We start from the raw sequence: 16,653 nt of genomic DNA on the forward strand, positions 1-16,653 counted from the left end.
GGGAGGGAGACCCCCTTCGCGCTATGCGGTGAGGGCCTGGAGTTGTGCGTCGGGAAGACGGGACGGGTGGAAGTCGAGCGGGCCGATCTCGCCGAACGCGGCCTCGGTCAAAGCCGTGCCGTGATTGTGTCCCAGCAACAGGCGCGTGAACGGTGGCAGTCCGCCCGCGAGCGCCTGCACTGCCCCGCCGTTCATGCAGTAGGAGAACTCGCCGGTCGTCCGGTCCCACGCCAGGGCCGCCTTGAAGGGCGTGCCGGGAACCAACGTACCCGCCGATGCGCCGACCGTAGCGGCTCCACCCAGCACTTTCGCTGCGGTGACCGCTGTCGTGTTGGCCGCAGCTCGGAGCGTGATCCTGTTGTTTCCGGTCGTGTCGTCGAGGACGAACAGACCCTGCGAGATGTTCCCGGAGATCGGCAGCATGAACGTGCCCACCAGCGTACCGCGCTGCTGCTGCCCGGCGTCGAGCGTTCGCATCGCAATGTCTACCGCTCGGATGACCGCCGCGTCTGTCGTCGGGATGTAGGACGAGGCGAAGCTGCCCGCCTCGAGCTGGGCGTTTCGCACGTCGCCAGTGACGGTGAAGGATCGACCGCCGGCCGCAGGGGTGACTGTCATCGACACCCGGTCGTTCGCGCCCGTGCCAACCAGCGTGCCTGTCGCGCTGGACAAGCTGACGGAGCCGGTGCCTTCGAAGGAGATGGTGTAGGGCGTACCCGACACCGCAATGGCCTGGGTCACGGGAGCTGCCGAGCCCAACACAAGGTTGGTGCGCTGCGCCTCGATCAGCAGGCGTCGAGACGGGCCGCTGTATCGCGGCGTATCCGCGGCGTAGGCGGTCCAGGCGGTGCCGGCGGCGTTGCGTGCGGACCCTGGGCTGGCCCGCTGGAAGGTCATGCCGGCGACGAGTGCGCCAGGAGAGACAAGGCGAAGGCTCAGGGCACGCGCCGCCGCGTGGGTCATGAGGCTACCGGGGCGGATCAGCATGGTCTTACCGCGTGCAGAAGGCGACGCTGACCGAGACGTCCGAGGCCCCGGCGCGGATCGCGGAGAGCTTCTCGCCGCCCGTGCAGAGGAAGTACTCGACGACGCCCTGCGGGACATAGGCGGTGGTCGCGCTCGCGGCGTTGGTCGCGCCGACATGGACGCGCACGGGGCCGTCGATGGGCACCACACGGACCACATGGGCGCCGGTCGGGGCGGGGTCGGTCTGCGTGGCCACGGAGCCCGCGGTCATGTTGTAGGAGGCCGAGGGCATCGGCCGGAAGGCGGGGATCATGGCGTGTCCTCGGGTCTGGGTAGAGGAGGGGGCCCAGCCGTTAGGCCAGACCCCCAGGTCGATCAGGTGATGTCGAGGCCGCTGATCAGGCCGGTCGCATCGACGTGGTCGTGCTTCAGGCTGAACTCGCCGACGATCATCATGCGGATGCTGTCGCCGGTCTTCGCCAGGGTCTCGCGGAACCAGTCGCGCAGCACCAGCTTCTCCCAGTGATCCGGGTCGACCAGCAGCGCGTCGGACTTGCGGATCTGACGGTTCAGCGACACGCGCACGGTGCCGAACGGCGTCACCAGCACGTCGACCGCGTTGGTGATCGTCTTGCTGGCACCGACGTCACGCGTGCGGCCGGCGGCCGAGGCGAACGCGGCGATACGCGGCGCGTCGGTCGGCTTGACCATCAGCACGCTGGGCTCGGAGCCGAGGTTGTAGAGCTTCTGCATCCCCGTCATGAACAGGGCCTCGGTCAGCACAGCGCCGGCCGCAGCCGTGGTGGCCGCCGCGGAGATCTGCGCCTGTACGCCGGCCATCTTGCGGGCCACGGAGCTGGAGCCGGCGACCTTGGTCTGGCCGGTGCCCACGAAGGCGTTCTCGAGGTCGCGCTTGATCTCCTGGCTCTTCTTCCGCATCGCGCGGGCGGACTCCTTCGCGGAGCCGTACACGTCCACGGCGTCCATCGAGCCCGTGATCTCCACGGTCTTGCTCAGGATCTGCGTGGTGTTGTCGCGCATGGTGGTCGGGGAGTGCGTGTCGTTCGCCGCCGTGAAGCCTTCGACCTTGGCGTTGTCAGCGACGTCCGCCAGGGCGTCCTCCTGCCACTGGTGCAGGCGCGACTTGATCTTCGAAGAGCCGATCATGCTCTGGAAGGGCGTCTTGGTCGGGGTGAGGGTCGTGATGATGTCCGAGACGGACTCCTTGGCACCAACGACGTCGTAGGAGCTGAAACCGGGCATGGTATATCCTGTTGGGTAGGGATGTGGGGGTAGTGGGGACGTGTAGACGCGCCGCTTAGTCGCGCGGGCGCATCCGAGACAGGAAGGCGGCCTCGGCGTCGGCCGCGGAGCCGGTGCGGCGCAGGCGAGACATGGCGCCGTCGAAGCGACCGTCAGACCCGCGGTCGGCGGACTTGCTGCCAGACCCCGAGCGCATGGGGCGGCGAGGCTGCTCGGCGACCTTCTTGACCTGGGTCTTCGCGACCTCCTTGCCCTTCTGGTAGAGCTGGGCCATGCGGAGGAGCTTCATGACCGCCGGGTCGACGATCTGGCGGGCGGACTGCAGGCCCTGCGCCTCGGCGAAGGTGACAATCTCGCCGTACACCGTGTCGTCCCAGGCGACCCCGAACTCCTTCGGGAAGTCGGCCGTGAGGGTGGCCTTGGCCTGGGCGACCGTCGCGGTGTCCAGCTCCACACGGGTCTGGTGGGCGGCCTGCCCGACCTTCTCGATCTCCGTGCGGTAGAACTCGACGTCGGCGCGGGCCGCCTGGGCGTCCTGCATGAGCTGCTCGAGCGTCGCGTCGTCGACCCGCTTCGACATGACGAGGAAGTTCATGTCCTTGTACGGGGCGAAGCGCTCCTCGGCCTTCTCCAGGGCCTTCGTCAGGACCGTCTGGGCGGCCTCGGCGCGGGCGAGCGCCTGCGTGCGAGCCTCGGAGACCTCCTGCGACTTCTGCGTCAGCGCGGCTTCCTGGCCGAACAGGCGCTTCAGGTCGCTGACCTTCACCTTATGGGCGGTCTCGCCGACCTTCACCTCGACCTCGGCGTCGTCCTCGGCGGTCTTCGCCTGGGCGGGCTTCCTGGCGGGCTCTTTCGGCTCGTCCTCAGAGGGCTCGTCCTCGACCTCGGCGTCATCCTCGGCGTCGTCGCTGTCCTCGTCGTCGCCCGCGGCTTCCTCGCCGATCAGGTTCTTCAGGAACGCGTCGTCGCCGCCAGCTTCGTCCAGCTCGACATCAGACCCCGCGTCGTCGTCATAGCCGTCGTCGGAGCCCCCGCCCTGGCCCTCATCGGCCGGTGCGAAGACCACGCCGTAGCGCGCCATGTCGGACATCAGGGCAGCAGCCAGCGGCACGCCCGTGGGGGTGGTGCGGATGGTCATAGGTCAAGATCCTCTTCGTCGCTCTCACGAGCAGCAAGGCGCTGCTCAATCTCGGCCGCGGCGAGCGCCCGCGCGGTGAGGGTCTCGGCAAGCTCGCGCGACGCGCAGAGCATCCGGTGGTGGTGTTCCCGGTTCTCCACCCCGCTGGGCCCCTCAGGGGCAGCGAGCATGGCCTGGATGTGGTACGCCTCGAGCGACTGCATGGCGGTCGTGTAGGCTTCGGTCCCGATCAACTCGCGCGCTGCGCGGCCGACCATGAGGGCCTCTTGTACGTCTTCGGGAAGCATCAGGCGAGGACGCGAACGATGGCCTGGAAGAGGTAGTCCTTGGTCCGCTGCTCGGCGGGGAGCTGGTCGTAGGGCACGAAGCACGGATGCTCCTTGGCCTCCGGGTCCTTCACCGGGCCGTACTTCCACCCGTCCGCGACCTTCTCGCGGAGCCAGCTCTCATGGCTGTCGGAAGGCTTCGCGTCGGGGTTCGCAAGGGTGAACTCGACCCCCACGACCGCGCTGCGGCGCTGCCACTCGGGGGCATCCTCCCAGGCGAGCTGGGAGTGGTCGCCAAGCGACGCGCAGTAGGCGCGGTTCACCTCATGACAGGCGCGCGCGATCATCGTGATGTCAGGCAAGGGTCGTCCTTTCGGGATGGACCGTGGGAAGGGGTGCCGGGCTATTTGTGCGGGTCGCGCCGCCCGGCGGGCGCATCGTATGGGCCGTCCGCGCGGCGTACCTGACGGACGGCCCCAATGCCGATCCTCGGCGCCGCTGCAGACGGCGTGGGTCCAAGGAGAGCGGCGAACGCTTAGGTCGGGGAGGCGATGCCCTGGAGGTTGCCCGCGGCGTTCGCTTCCTGCGCCAGGGCCAGCTCGGCCTGGGCGGTCTCACGCTGCTGCTGGAGCTTCAGCTTCTCCAGCTCGAGCTTCGCCATGTCGGCCTGATGCTTCAACTGGATGCCGAGCATCTCGCGCTCATGCTCGAGCTGCATCCGCTGGGCCTCCAGCTTGACCTTCTCCATGCCCACCTGTGCCTGCGAGTTGGCCGAAGCCGTCTGCGCCTGCATGTTCTCAAGCTCGGCCTGGATCTTCGGATCAGGCTGTGGGGGCTCGACGGTGGAGGGGTCGGCGACCACGCTATTCACGTCCTTGATCCCCATGGCCTTCAGCACCTGGGAGATGACGTGGTAGCGGCGGTTGGCGTCGTAGACCGGAGCGAACCGCGGGTCCTGCGCTAGGTAGGTGTCGACGGAGAGCCACTTCTGGACAATCTTGTCCTGCTCGCCGTAGCCAACGCTCACCTCGGCGACTACGTCCTTGCGGTCGGGCCACGCCGTGGGGTCTACAGCCTGCCACGCGCCGGCCACCTCGATGATGCGCTCGGCCTGTTCGTTCTCGACGATCAGGCGGTACACCTCGAGGAAGAGGGGCTTGAGGAACTTCTCCGCGAAGTTTCGGGCGACCACCTTCTGGCGGATCATGGAGCGGCCGATCAGCCCGTCGACCATGTCGGCCGAGTTCTGCTTCGACACCGCGTCCTTGGACAGACCCTGCGACAGGCGACTGACGCCCGTGGTCTCCTCCTTCTTGGCATCGAGCAGCTCGATGGTGTTGAAGATGAAGGGGTTCAGGCCGGTCTGCTGGATGGGGACCAGGGCGTTCGGATTCGTGAGGTTGACCACGCCGCCGAGCCGGTTCTCTACCAGCTCCTTGGGGTTTATCAGCCCGCCTTTCACGACGCCGATGCGTGGATTGTTCGTGATGAGCGCGTGGTTGATGATCGAGCGGGTGAGCAGCGTGCGGGCGTTCTGGGTCGGGATGACCTTCGACGCGAAGTTGCTGCCCCAGAAGGAGTGCTGGCGGGGCAGGGGCGTGAAGATCACGAACGGGACGCGCTTGACCTGGCTCTTCAGGAGGACCCTGTGGCCCGCGACGAGGAGGCGCCACAGCTTCACGCGACCGTCGAGGTCGAGCTTGGCGTAGGCCTCGATGACGTCGATCTGGCGAGCGTTGTCGTCGTTCTCGCGGGCGCCCCAATCGCCAAGCCCGTCGTCGGTCTCTGAGAAGCGGTCCACCTTGTCGCCGTCGTTGTCCTGCCACTGGCGGGTGTCGTCGTGAAGCTCCTTCAGGATCTTCTCGGAGACGCCCATGGCCTTGAGCTGGTCGGCGGTCTGCAGGGTGCGCTGCATGACGAGGTCGGCGTCCTCGAGGGACTTCGCGCGACGCGTGATGCCAAACTCCTCGGGCGGCACGACCTCGATGCGAACCTGCGAGGTATCGCGTCGGCGGACCAGTGTAGCCGAGCGGACTACCTGGGTCTCGCTGTCGAGGTCGAGATCCGTCAGTTGCGCGTCGGGGTCGGAGGCGAGCATCGCTTCGAAGTCCGCGTAGGGGACCTCCTCGACAGTCTCGTCCTCCTCCGTCTCGCTCTCGTCCCACCAGACCTTGGCGACCCCGATCCGGTTCATCAGGCCGTCGCGGATGACGGTCTGCATGACATCGAAGCCGCTGTTCTGGCGGAAGATCGCGTAGGGGATGTAGTCGTTGGCCTGCCGGGCATGCTCGGCGTCCTCGGGCCCCTGGGGCGCGAAGTTGATCGGCGAGCTGTTCCCCGAGAAGGTCTCGAGGAGCTGGGCGGCCATGGACTCCACGCTGTCGTAGACGTCCATGCTGATGTACTTGCTGTCGCCGCCGTGCATCGGCTTCGGCTCGAGGCCGTCGTAGTATCGCTGGACCCTCTGGCGTTCATCGCCCAGCTTGCTGTCCGAGAGACCTGACGTCTGCTTGGCCAGCCCTTCGATATGCGCCGCCAAGCGGGCGTCAGTCATCGCCATGTCAGATCATCTCCATGTATAGATCGTCGTTGCTGATAGGGGTCCAGCGGCCTTCGTGGATGTGGTTCGCGATGGCCAGGGCCATGACGCGGTCGTCGTGGCACCCCTGCTCGGCCTCGATCTTGCCCTCCTCGGTAACGACGTAGCTCCGCATCTCTGTGAGCGTGCCGCGGTCGTTCAGGGTGATGTCCCGCTGGCGCATCGAGGCGCGCAGCTCGTCGATGATCATCGGCTTGGACTTCACGTTCGTGTCCCAACCGAGCTTCACCGTTTCGTGGTCGGTGGTCTTGTCCTTGGTGACAGTCGTGTAGAGGTTCGGATAGTGGCGGTCGCGGAGCTTGAGGTTCGGGACCAGCCCGTGGTTGTTCACCTCGCAGCCGATCTTGGCGTCGTTGTACCAGCGGCCCAAGGCGTAGAGGACGTCGCCGAACTTGTCGGGGTGGATGTGGCCGTGCCAGATCGCGACCTGGTTCTTCCGGCTGTCCAGCACCTGGGCCACGCTGTAGTCGCGCCCCCGGATGCCCATGGCGACGTCGGCGCCGATGGTGTAGCCCTCGACGATGTCGGGCTCCGCGAAGACCAGCATCTCGCCGCGCTTGTCGTCTTCGAACGTCGCGCCGTCGAGCCCGAGGGCCATGCGGCGGGGCTCGGGGCGGATCTCGCGAAGCAACTCGGCGAGCTGGTCCTGATCGAAGACGGGGCGACCCGTGGTCAGGAACGCCTCCTCGGCCCACGACGGGTATTCCTGCCGGAACATCTCGAGGCCGTTCTTGCCGATCTCGATGCGGCGAAACATCAACTGCTCGTCGTCGAGGTCGAAGTCGAACAGCTCCTTGACCTTGGCGACCAGCTCCTCCTCAGAGGGGGTCCGCACGAAGCCGGCTGCGGCGGGCTCGCGGTACTCGTCCTGCCAGAACCACGGAATGAAGATCGGCACGAAGCCGTTGGTCCCCGCGCAGGCGCCGTTCCACATCTCGGCGAAGATGCCGGTCACGCCATTGGCCGTGGACTCGATGTAGACCTCGGTGCCCTTCTTGTTCGGCACGGCCTTCATCAGCCCGTTGAAGTTCTGGGCGGCGGACCCCGCGGGCCAGAAGGCGACCTCGGAGAGGTGGACGAGCTGGAGGGTCTCGGCGCGCCCGATGCCGTCACCGCCGGCCGTGGCAACCGCGTAGGAGGACTCCAGCTTGTCGAACACCAGCTCGGTGCGTGAGGAGTACGCCTTGGACGGCTGCATGAGCTTGGGGAGGCTGTTGTAGTAGCGCCGCGTCATGTCGAAGAGGGCGGTCGTGGAGGGCGCCTTGTGGGCGACCTGAAAGGCCTTCAGACCCTTGCCCATGGTCGTGCGGTAGATCAGTCGGCCGCTGATGAGGGTCGAGAGGCCCTGCTGCCGGCCCTTCAGGACGATGGCCCTGATGCGGCCGGTCTCACGGAGCTGCTGCTCGATCTTCTCGTGGAAGAAGCGCTGCGCCTTGTTGAAGACGAGCGGGCAGATGGACCCATCCTTGGGTCGGATCTTGAGGCAGTGTTCGGCATAGAACGAAAAGTCCGTCGCAAGACGGAGCTTGATGACCTCCGTCGCGGACGGCTTCGTCATGTCACATCTTCCCCGCGATGCTCGCCAGGAAGTCTTCTGCCGTTTCTACCGTCACCGCGCTCTTGGCTGTGGGTTTGGTCTTCAGGAACTCGAGGAGGATCTTCGTCGCGGAGAGCTTCTCGCGCGTGCCCTCAGTCTCGGCACGGATCACGCTCACGGCGTACTCGAGGGCTTCGTCGGCGCGCGGGTCTTCCGTCGGCACCATGTCGTTGGTCTTCATGTAGGCTACGATGTCCTTGGCTTCTTCTGCTGCGTGGGCACGGATCGCTGCCACCTCGGCCTTGCGACCCGCCCACCCATCAGGCACGCCACGACGCGTCGCCTTCCCCTCGGCGTTGAGGCGCGTCATGCGTTCGCTCGCGGCGGCGCGCATGGCCTCGTAGGCCTCCGGGGTCTTGGGGTAGCCGGCGATGGTGCGGGCCTTCTCAGGGCACCACACCTTCGGCGCGTTCTTGTCGTAGGCCCGTCGGCGAGACTTAGCCCTGGCGCCCTGGCTTACGGGCGGACTTGGGGGCGGGCCGGGGCGGCGGCGCGGGGGCTGGCTCGGGCTCGGCAACGGGGGCCTCCTCGGGGACGAGTGCGAACGTCCCGCGGAGCAGGGCCGCGATCTCTTTGAATGCGGGTGGGTTGATCCGTCCGTCGAACTCGTCGGCCGCCGCGTCGAAGGCGGCGGTGCATTGTACGTCGGACAGGTGTGGATTCTCTCGCAGGGCCGCGTGCAGCCGCAGGAGATCGGTCAGGTCTTGGATGGAGCGCATGGGTGGTCGGAGAGGCCCCGTAGGGCCTCTCCATCAGTCCTTCTTGCGGTAGCGCGTCAGGAGCGGCTCGAGAGCGGCCTTGCGGCGTGCCTTCGTGACGGGATCCGGCGACGCTTCGGTGAGCGCCTTCGCGCGGAAGACCCGGACAGCGCCGGGTAGATCGGTCTCGGTCGCAGTGCCGAACACGCCGGCCATCTCATGCAGTTCCCAGTCGCCCGCCTGCTCGGCGGTACGCGTGGCGCGCTCTACGGCAGCTTGATAGCTGTCAGCCGCAGAGCGGTACTGATGGACGTTCCGCACAGGGCGATCACCGCCGTTTGGTCCGTCGGCCTCGCCCTCGAGATGCGCGAAGGGGTTACGCTGGTCGACCCCGCGGGAGGCGAGGACTTCCTGTGTGATCGCCTTCTGCAGCTCGCCGATGTGTCGGCGGCCGGGGAGGGTCGCTGCGACGTCCTCGTCGATCCGCCCCTCGTCGACCATGCGCTGCACCGCGGCATCCACCTCGTCGGCGCTGACGCCTCGCTGATAGGTGTCCGCGATGTGCTTCATGATGCCGTACTGCCAGCCCGCCGGGGTGCCGCCCGTGGCCGGCTGTCGGAAGGGCAACTCGTCCTGCTGGGGAGGGGCTTCGGGGGTCGCGGCGACCGGCTGTTTGACCGACCGACGACGAACCGTTCGCACGGCCTTCGCGATTGCCCCTGCGACGCCGTCCTGGGCGGCCTGTGAGGCGGTCGAGGCCTTCGGGGGTGCTGGGGTAGCAGATACGCCCTGGGCGGCCTCTAGGCGTCTCTGCCGGGCCAGGAGGGCCTGCCACTCGCCGACCTGACTACGGGTGACCGCGTCGAGGTTCGGGTCGGCCTCCGGTTCGGGAGACCCCTGGCGCGCCATAGCAGCGAGCTGGGCTTCCTTCTCGGCCTCGAGCTGGGCCTGGGCGGCCTCGTACTCGTCGGGGGCGTTGCGCTGGGCGTAGGCCGCCTCGATCTGCTGCTGGCGGGCCTTCTCGTCGGCCTTGGCGGCGTCCTCGAGGGCCTTCTCGTCCTTCACAGCGGCACGGGCGGCTTCAGCGGCGGCCTTGCGGTCCTCCGCGGCGCGGGCGCGCTCGGCCTGACGGGCGGCGGCATCCTGGGACTTCTTCGCGGCCTTCTCGTCTTCGAAGGCGAGCCGCTCGGTCAGCTTCTGACGGTCCTCCTCGGTCAGGAGCCCGATCTGGTCGGGGTTGACCTCGAGACCGGCCTGGAGACGCTTCCAGACGGACTTCGCGACCTCGCGGGAGACGTCCACAGGGTCCGTGGAGACCCCCATGGAGGCGCGCACGCGGAGGGTGGGGTCGTCCAGCAGCGATCGGACCTGGCTGACGGTGTCGCGCGTCGAGCCGGCCTCGACCCCCGCGGCTGCGAGGATCTTCTGGGCCTTCTGGCGGGCCAGCAGGACGGCAGGCGCGCGTGAGCCGAGCGCGGTGTCGATCCCGCGTCCCACAGAAGCGCCGATGCGGGCCCCGAGGGGGTTGCCGCCGAGCGCCAGGGCGAGACCGCCGACGGCAGCGCCAGGACCAGCCGTACCAGCGGCCAGGGCGACGGAGCCAGCGCGACCCACGAAGTCGCCGATCTTCTCGGCGGGCCCGGTGAGGTTCTTGGCGCGCCCGGCCTGGGAGAGCGTGTTGACGTCCACGAAGAGGTCGCGGAGGCCCTGCGCGTAGCCGGGCGGGGCGTTCAGCGTGTCGAGGAGCGCGAGACCTTCGGCTTCGGCGGCGGGATTATCCGAGATGGTGCCGTCGAGGAGGGTCTTGTTGTGGCGGCGGGCGGATTCGAACACCTCGCGGACGCGGGTCCGCTGGTCGTCGTCGATCCAGCCGGCGCGGTAGCCGTCGCGGAGGAGGGTCTCGACGTTCGCCGTGAGGGCCCCGTGGACGGTGTTCAGGATCTGCTCGGGGCGCGTGTCGGTCGTGATGACCTTCTGTTCGCGTGCCTCCTCGGTGATCTGGTTGAGGCGCTCTACGGAGGCGGCCTGCCGCACGTCCATGTCGCCCATGGCGGCCTCGGCGCCGCGTCGGGCAATCGCCTGGGCACCACCCTGTACAGCGGCGCGCGTGCCGGTCGTCGCACCGCGGGCACCAGCCCCGATGACGCCCTCGCCCAGCATCTGGGCAGGGTCGACGGAGAGGCCGCGCTCGGTGAAGGCCGTCTCGCCAGCCTGCTGGACGCCGCTCTGCAGCATCTCCGTGGCACCCTCGCGGGCGATGTGGCGTCCGGTGGAGGAGACTGCGGTGCCGGCGCCTCGGGCACCCACGGCGTCCAGGGCGGCGGTCGCAGCGGTCGTGCCGGCAGCACCCGCCAGGTCTCCGCCAGAGATCTCGCGGCGGTTGTTGTTGCGGGCGCGGTTCTCGGCGGTGTCGCCGAAGTTACGACCCGCGGAGTAGAGTCCAGCGCCCAGAAGACCGCCGACCGCGGTGCCTACGAACGGCACGACGGAACCGGCAGCAGCGCCGGCAGCACCCGCGGCGAGCGTGCCCGCCATGTCAGGGACCGCGCCGGCAATGGCGGCGGGGAGGTTGCTGGCGGCTCGGCCGAAGTCCCAGTTGCGGACCCCTTCGATGACCTCGCCGGCCGCAGAGCGGGTGCTGGGGTTCTCTTCGGGGCGAACCGTGAGATCGCCGGTCGCGATACGCGCGGTGTTGGAGAACCCGGAGACGGTGTCGCGGGCGCCCTGGACGAGGCTGTCAGCGATGCCGGCTACGGGTTTCTCGGGGGTCTGCTTGGAGGCCCAGGCGGTCTTGATCTCGTCGACCGTGCGCGCCTGATCCTCAGGAGAGAGGTTGGCGAACGACGCGTCGACCGATACCGGATTGGGGATGCCCTCAATGGACAGGCTCGGCACGTCGTTCTCCGATGGTTACGGGTTGAAGGTGAACCCCACGCCCGTCGAGGAGCGGGTCTGGTACTGGCCGGGGGCGGTGCGCTGGACGGACGGCGTGTTGGATCCGGCGGTCACACCGCGCTCGGCGGCGTACTGCTCGATCCGCTCGTTCCGCCAATCGGCGTAGGACCCCGCGGTACGCACGGCCCGCTGGCCGGCAGCGCCGAGGGAGCGCCAATCGTCGCGCAGCCGAAGCTGGCGCTGGGCGGACTTCTCCTCGAGGTCGAGCAGCACATCGAGCGCCTGCGGGGTGTTGGCCATCCCGGCAATCGCGCGGGCGGCCTGCTCGCGTTCGAAGTTCGACACGGCGCCCTGGCCTGCGAGAGACGCGCGGACCTTGCCCTGCGAGAGGGCCTCGATGGCCTGACGACCCAGGGACAGGCCGGTCGGCGTGACGCCGTCCACCTCGACCCCGAAGTTGTCCACCATGAACCGCTTCACGCGCTGCTGGACCGCCGGGCCGGTGAACCGTTCGGCGCCGGCCGTGGCGCGGATCCGCCCGATCTCGTCGAGCGTGTTCTGCGCACTTTCCCAGGCTCCGCTGTCCGTAGTGAACCGCTCGGCCGCATCCTGACCACGCTGGGCACCTTCGCCGCGGGCGGCAGAGGCCCCGGAGATACCCGCAGCGAACTGGTCGTCGCGGACCATCCCGCGGAGGGTCTCCACGTCAGTGACCGGCTTCCCGGCCTGATCGACATACGCCACGTCGCCGTTCCGCATCTGCTGGGCGCGGATCGGGGTGCCGTCGGCGGCGCGGTAGCCGATGGAGGACTGCACGCCGCGGGGGTCGTTCTCGCGGGCGACTTGAGCGCGTCGCAGCGCCAGGGCCTCGTCGGCGCGGAGGTCGTCGCGCTCGGCGCGGCGTTCCTGGCTCGCAAGACCCCGCTCGGAGAGGGCGAGACGCGCGCGGGCGTCATCGCGGCCCAACTGGGCGTTCTCGGCCGACAGGGAAAGCTGGGCGCGAGCCAGAGCGCGTCGCTCGGCCTCGGAGGCAACGATGCGGCGCTCCTGGCGGGCGTCCTTGACGGACGAGGCGACCCCCTTGAGGCCCAGAGAGAGGCCCTCGGAAAGCGTTCTTCCGCCGAACAGGCCGCTCGCGAGGCTGAACCAGCCGTCCGAGGAGATGCCCAGCATACCGCGCTCGGCGGGCTCCTGCGGGGTCTCGGGCGGAAGCTGGAAGGAGCTGCGAGAGGCGGCCGGGATGGTCGGAGAGGCGGCGTCAGGGATCGGCGTGGCGTCGTCGCCGCGGGCGGGCGGCGCGGAGGCAGACGTCGAGTTCGACGCGAGGCGGACCCCCGAGGCGCTCGAGAGGCCCCGCCCGTTCTCATGTTCGGCCATACCCTCTGCGAGCCGGCGGCGGACATCGGGGTTGGTCATGTCGATGGGCGCGTTCGGGTCGACGCCCAGCTTACGAGCCACGTTCATCGCGTAGGAGGACACGTTGTTGCCGTCAGACGCGGGCGCCCAGCGGCCGATGATGCCAGCCACGGTGTTGAGGCCGTGCTTCGTCGAATAGGTCTGCAGCAGCCGGTCGGCCGCCGCGAGGCCCTGCTCCTGGGTTTCGAAGCGGGCAAACCGCCCGTCAGACCCCGCGAAGCCGGGAAGGCCTGCCGTGAGGTCGCCAGCCTCGATGTTCAGCGGGTTGTTGTTCCGCAGGCCGCGGGGAAGGCGAGAAGGGTCCCCAGAGGGCGACGGCGCGGTGTTCGGGGCGCTCATCGCCGGGGCCGGGGAGGGGGCACTTGGTGCCGGTACGGAGGGGTTCGCGCGGATCTCGTCGAGCCGACCCCTGACGAGAGGCGACAGGTCGGGCTCGGCGGGCGGCGGGAGCGGAAGCTGCTCTGGCAGGCCGGGAGCTGGCGCGGAGAGTGCGCCGGTCGGGGGCGAGGAGGCCGCCAGGACACCCATCGGGGAGCCCTGGTAGGGGACCTCCGCGTCGAGGTCGGGGCGGCGCACACCATTGGCGAACCGCCGCCGGTTCCGCTCCGACCATGAGGAGAAGTCGAGGAAGGAACCGGACATGCGGGTCTCCTGCTGGGGTTAGCCGACGTATCGGTTGTAAAGCTGGCCGGTGCCGCCGAAGCCGCCGCCGACAGAGGGGTTCTGGGCGAGGTTCACGCTGGAGAGCTGGCCGACGCTCATAGCGCCCGCACCGCCGACGCTGTTCGGACCCATGGAGCCGACAGCCATGGGGGCAATGCCGCCTCCCGTACCTGCGCCGCCCATGCCGCCGAGCGCGCCCATGCCACCCATTGCGCCCATACCCGCCGCAGCGCCGCCGAGGGCGCCCTGGAGCATTGACGTGCCGGGGCCCTTGGGCGCGGTCTGGGTGCCATTCGTCTCGGTGCCGAGCGGGTTCCCGACGATGCCCCAGTAGTTGCCGAGGAGGCCCTGGCGCTCGTTGTATTCGCGCATGTGGCGCTCGTACTGCGCGTCGAGGATCCGCTGACCCTCGAGCTGCTGCGCGGTGCCGGCGGCGCCGATGCGCTCCGCGTTGGAGTCCTGAAGCTGACCCGCAGACTGCGCGGCGTCGAACCCGCTGCGGCCCAACTGGCCGAGCTGGCCGGCGGCCTGGAGCTGCGTGTTGGCGGTCAGCTCGCGGTTCTGCATGTCGAGCGAGCCGAGGTTCTTCGCGGCGTCGGTGCGGGACGAGGTGTCGAACTGGCGGGCATTCTCGCCGGTCGCCAGGAGGCCCTGCGAGATCGTGCCGGCCTGGGCGTTCGCGCCGAGGGCGAGGTCGTTCTGCTGGCCCTGCGCCGAGAGCGCGGTCTGGAGACCCGTGTTGTAGGCGTTGGTGCGGATAGACGTGGAGATGTCCGCGGCGCGGTCCTCGGCGCCACGTCGGGCGACAGCCTCTGCGGCACCAGCTCGAGCGGAGTTCACGTTGCCGCCGGCCATGGCGCGGGCGTTGAGGCCGGGGAGGGTCTCCTCGCCGAGCGTGCGGGCGACGTCGCGGGTCGCGGCGTCCACCTGGGCGTCGACGTTCTGGTCGTTCACATAGCCCATGGCGGCCGAGCGGAGGGCGGCGTTGGGATCCCCAGAGGCACGCTGGGCGAGGCCCTGGGCGGTCCCGAGGGCACCCGTGGCACCGCCGAGACCCGTCATGCCGGCCTGCCCCATGGCGGCCGTCTGGCCGTTCGCAGCGCCCGTCAGGACGCCCTGCGCGGTGCCGTTGAGCGAGCCGCCGCCGTTCTGCGCCAGGGAGCCGGCCGTCGAGAGCGCCTGCCCGTTCGCGCCGAGCATCTGGCTGGCGGCCATACCGGCCTGCGTGGCGAGGGAACCGCCAGAACCCCGAGCGTAATCGACCCCGGAGTTCAGGGCCTCGCGCTGGAGTTCGGTCTGCCCAGCGGTGCGCTGGCCCTCGTAGATGCCCTGCTTGAGCTGCTTCTCGTAGATGTTCTGCGCGTCCGCCATGCCCTGCTGCAGGAAGGGCTGCTGGTTGCGCCACGGCTCGGTGGTGCTGGACGAGGTGGTGGTCTGGGCCTTGGGCTTGTTGGCGGTGGAGGCGGCGGCGCCGGCAATCGCGGTGCCTGCCACCACGGCAGCGGTGACGTCACACATGCGGTGCGGTCCTGTGGAAGAAGTGGAAGGGAAGGCCCTGCGGCCCGTGCGGGGTGGCGGGCTCGAGGGTGAAGCCGGCCCAGCGGAGCCATCGGACATGCACGCCGTTGCGCGCGTCGACGAAGTTCACGAAGCGGGACCAGCGGTGATCGGCGGCGGTGACGATGCGATGCGTATTGCGCGCGAGCCACTTGCCGTGGGTCGTGGAGGCGTCCTCGGAGGCCAACATCCAGCAGCACGCGGTGTCGGTGTGCGGTGTCGGGGCGAAGCCGAAAAGCGCGATGGGGCGCCCACCCACGGTGATGCCGTGAAGCTGGGCGGATAGACCGCAGGACCGGAGGAGAGCCGGGAGAGGCTCCCTTCCGTGCGCGGCCAGTTCTGCGACGTCCGCGGCCCGAAGGCGCGGCGCCAAGTCAAACGCCATGGCCGTACAGCCAGGGACGATCAGAGGGGTTTCCATATGTTGGCGGGTCCGTCGAAGTAGACCCACACGTCCGCGTCGCCGCCTACCGGACGCCACGGGGCGCGCGCGAGGCGGATCATGCCGTCTCGACGCGTCGTGGGCTCGATGATTGCGGGTTGCGGGACCTGTTCGGAGACCTCGCGGAAGGCCACCTCGATACGGCGCAGCTCCTCCATCACGAAGGGCATGTCGCCGCCGGCCAGCGTAGGCCGAGAACCGCGGAGATAGGCGCCTGGGCGGGCCATCAGCGCCTCCCCGCCGTCACGATGTCGATGTCGAATCCGCTGAAGTCGAAGTCCGCCGGTTCGTCCGCGAACACGCGCATGGCGAGGTAGCGACCACCCACGCGAACGTCGACCTTGTACTGCGTCAGCGTATCGTAGGCGCGCTTCGGTCCCCAGTTGACGGGACCGGACGGGGTCATAGCGCCGCCGATCTGGATCTGCATGGCGACACGCCGCGGGGTGGAGAGCTGCGGGTATATCCGGCGGACGACCTTGTAGGTGGTCAGGTCGGAGCCCTCGGCGTCGAGGTCGATCCCGACGCGCTCGAGGAGTGCCGGCGCGTTGCTCTTCACGTCATACGCGAAGGAGAGCGAGCCGCGGTCCATGCGGTCGTATGCGAGCAGTCGAGGCGAGTTGAGATTCGACCCCGGAAGTGCGGAGGCGCAGAACATCACGGCCTCCTCGCGGCCATCCTCGAGGTCCGAGAAGCTGCCGCCGAGATCCGCGAAGGAGACGAGGGAGCCGGGCGCGTCGTAGGTCAGCGCGCGGTCGGCGTTGGCGGTCGTACCCGCGGCGAGGTTCGGCAGATCGACGAGGGACCAGGTGTTGTTCTTGTAGTTGTAGACCGCGGCCCGGTTGCAGCGCGTGGGGTTCTTGAAGAAGGCGCCGGGGTCGGTCGAGGGGAACGCGAAGATCACCCGGTTGTACTTCGGCATGTGCATCACGAAGCATCGCTCGGCGCTGCGGCGGACGAGGTAGCGGTAGACCCAGCTACGCACCCGCTCGTCGGCGAGGCTCTCCATGCTGGTCCCGTCGTGGACGTAGAGGTCGTTCTCACCGAAGACGAAGTGCTTCCCCTCGACCTCCACGGCGCAGTTCCGCGCGATCATCCCGCCGCCCATGAACAGGGAGCGGAACGTGAAGAGGTTCTGGCCGGCGTCGGAGTT

The 16,653-nt window shown here is 68.8% G+C and carries 16 protein-coding genes; all 16 read right to left on the reverse strand.

Features of this window, described 5'->3' with window-relative positions; translation table 11 throughout:
• Nucleotides 1-21: 21 nt before the first annotated feature.
• A complete protein-coding gene (locus tag ACVBD7_RS27065; RefSeq protein ID WP_458098607.1) occupies nt 22-987 on the reverse strand; it encodes a hypothetical protein in 966 nt (321 codons plus the stop codon).
• Between the two features lie 4 nt (nt 988-991).
• A complete protein-coding gene (locus tag ACVBD7_RS27070) occupies nt 992-1,279 on the reverse strand; it encodes a hypothetical protein (RefSeq protein ID WP_458098608.1) in 288 nt (95 codons plus the stop codon).
• A gap of 62 nt (nt 1,280-1,341) precedes the next feature.
• Entirely contained in the window at nt 1,342-2,229 is an 888-nt protein-coding gene (locus tag ACVBD7_RS27075) for an SU10 major capsid protein (RefSeq protein WP_458098609.1), read from the reverse strand.
• Between the two features lie 55 nt (nt 2,230-2,284).
• Nucleotides 2,285-3,367: a hypothetical protein gene (locus tag ACVBD7_RS27080; protein WP_458098610.1), complete on the reverse strand. Its 1,083-nt coding sequence runs from the start codon at nt 3,365-3,367 to the stop codon at nt 2,285-2,287.
• Nucleotides 3,364-3,624 carry a hypothetical protein gene (locus tag ACVBD7_RS27085; protein ID WP_458098611.1) on the reverse strand — a complete coding sequence of 87 codons (261 nt, stop codon included), beginning with the start codon at nt 3,622-3,624 and terminating at the stop codon, nt 3,364-3,366. The genes ACVBD7_RS27080 and ACVBD7_RS27085 overlap by 4 nt, the downstream gene beginning before the upstream one ends.
• Nucleotides 3,625-3,653: 29 nt before the next feature.
• Nucleotides 3,654-3,995 (reverse strand): RyR domain-containing protein, encoded by a 342-nt coding sequence (locus tag ACVBD7_RS27090; protein ID WP_458098612.1) that lies wholly within the window; start codon nt 3,993-3,995, stop codon nt 3,654-3,656.
• Nucleotides 3,996-4,168: 173 nt separating this feature from the next.
• Nucleotides 4,169-6,193 (reverse strand): portal protein, encoded by a 2,025-nt coding sequence (locus tag ACVBD7_RS27095; RefSeq protein ID WP_458098613.1) that lies wholly within the window; start codon nt 6,191-6,193, stop codon nt 4,169-4,171.
• 1 nt (nt 6,194) lies between these two features.
• Nucleotides 6,195-7,790, reverse strand: a complete 1,596-nt coding sequence (locus ACVBD7_RS27100; protein WP_458098614.1) for a hypothetical protein — start codon at nt 7,788-7,790, stop codon at nt 6,195-6,197.
• A gap of 1 nt (nt 7,791) precedes the next feature.
• Nucleotides 7,792-8,163, reverse strand: coding sequence for a hypothetical protein (locus ACVBD7_RS27105; protein WP_458098615.1), 372 nt, complete (start codon nt 8,161-8,163; stop codon nt 7,792-7,794).
• Between the two features lie 103 nt (nt 8,164-8,266).
• A complete protein-coding gene (locus tag ACVBD7_RS27110; protein ID WP_458098616.1) occupies nt 8,267-8,548 on the reverse strand; it encodes a hypothetical protein in 282 nt (93 codons plus the stop codon).
• 33 nt (nt 8,549-8,581) lie between these two features.
• Complete coding sequence (locus ACVBD7_RS27115) at nt 8,582-11,422, reverse strand: hypothetical protein (protein WP_458098617.1); 2,841 nt, start codon at nt 11,420-11,422, stop codon at nt 8,582-8,584.
• Between the two features lie 15 nt (nt 11,423-11,437).
• On the reverse strand, nt 11,438-13,480 hold the full coding sequence (locus ACVBD7_RS27120) for a hypothetical protein (RefSeq protein ID WP_458098618.1): 2,043 nt from the start codon (nt 13,478-13,480) through the stop codon (nt 11,438-11,440).
• A gap of 18 nt (nt 13,481-13,498) precedes the next feature.
• Nucleotides 13,499-15,019: a hypothetical protein gene (locus ACVBD7_RS27125; RefSeq protein WP_458098619.1), complete on the reverse strand. Its 1,521-nt coding sequence runs from the start codon at nt 15,017-15,019 to the stop codon at nt 13,499-13,501.
• Complete coding sequence (locus ACVBD7_RS27130) at nt 15,012-15,317, reverse strand: hypothetical protein (protein WP_458098620.1); 306 nt, start codon at nt 15,315-15,317, stop codon at nt 15,012-15,014. Before ACVBD7_RS27130 ends, ACVBD7_RS27125 begins: the two co-directional genes overlap by 8 nt.
• Nucleotides 15,318-15,463: 146 nt before the next feature.
• A complete protein-coding gene (locus tag ACVBD7_RS27135) occupies nt 15,464-15,727 on the reverse strand; it encodes a hypothetical protein (protein WP_458098621.1) in 264 nt (87 codons plus the stop codon).
• Nucleotides 15,727-16,653, reverse strand: a 927-nt coding sequence (locus ACVBD7_RS27140) for a hypothetical protein (RefSeq protein WP_458098622.1), incomplete at its 5' end; no start/stop codon positions are given. The genes ACVBD7_RS27140 and ACVBD7_RS27135, both read right to left, overlap by 1 nt.

The sequence above is a fragment of the Roseomonas sp. WA12 genome, assembly GCF_054165765.1.

Bases quoted from the DNA above. Each gene is read 5' to 3' on its own strand.
- ACVBD7_RS27065 (WP_458098607.1), bottom strand. From the start codon at position 987: ATGCTGATCCGCCCCGGTAGCCTCATGACCCACGCGGCGGCGCGTGCC.
- ACVBD7_RS27070 (WP_458098608.1), bottom strand. From the start codon at position 1,279: ATGATCCCCGCCTTCCGGCCGATGCCCTCGGCCTCCTACAACATGACC.
- ACVBD7_RS27075 (WP_458098609.1), bottom strand. From the start codon at position 2,229: ATGCCCGGTTTCAGCTCCTACGACGTCGTTGGTGCCAAGGAGTCCGTC.
- ACVBD7_RS27080 (WP_458098610.1), bottom strand. From the start codon at position 3,367: ATGACCATCCGCACCACCCCCACGGGCGTGCCGCTGGCTGCTGCCCTG.
- ACVBD7_RS27085 (WP_458098611.1), bottom strand. From the start codon at position 3,624: ATGGTCGGCCGCGCAGCGCGCGAGTTGATCGGGACCGAAGCCTACACG.
- ACVBD7_RS27095 (WP_458098613.1), bottom strand. From the start codon at position 6,193: ATGGCGATGACTGACGCCCGCTTGGCGGCGCATATCGAAGGGCTGGCC.
- ACVBD7_RS27100 (WP_458098614.1), bottom strand. From the start codon at position 7,790: ATGACGAAGCCGTCCGCGACGGAGGTCATCAAGCTCCGTCTTGCGACG.
- ACVBD7_RS27105 (WP_458098615.1), bottom strand. From the start codon at position 8,163: ATGCGCGCCGCCGCGAGCGAACGCATGACGCGCCTCAACGCCGAGGGG.
- ACVBD7_RS27110 (WP_458098616.1), bottom strand. From the start codon at position 8,548: ATGCGCTCCATCCAAGACCTGACCGATCTCCTGCGGCTGCACGCGGCC.
- ACVBD7_RS27120 (WP_458098618.1), bottom strand. From the start codon at position 13,480: ATGTCCGGTTCCTTCCTCGACTTCTCCTCATGGTCGGAGCGGAACCGG.
- ACVBD7_RS27125 (WP_458098619.1), bottom strand. From the start codon at position 15,019: ATGTGTGACGTCACCGCTGCCGTGGTGGCAGGCACCGCGATTGCCGGC.
- ACVBD7_RS27135 (WP_458098621.1), bottom strand. From the start codon at position 15,727: ATGGCCCGCCCAGGCGCCTATCTCCGCGGTTCTCGGCCTACGCTGGCC.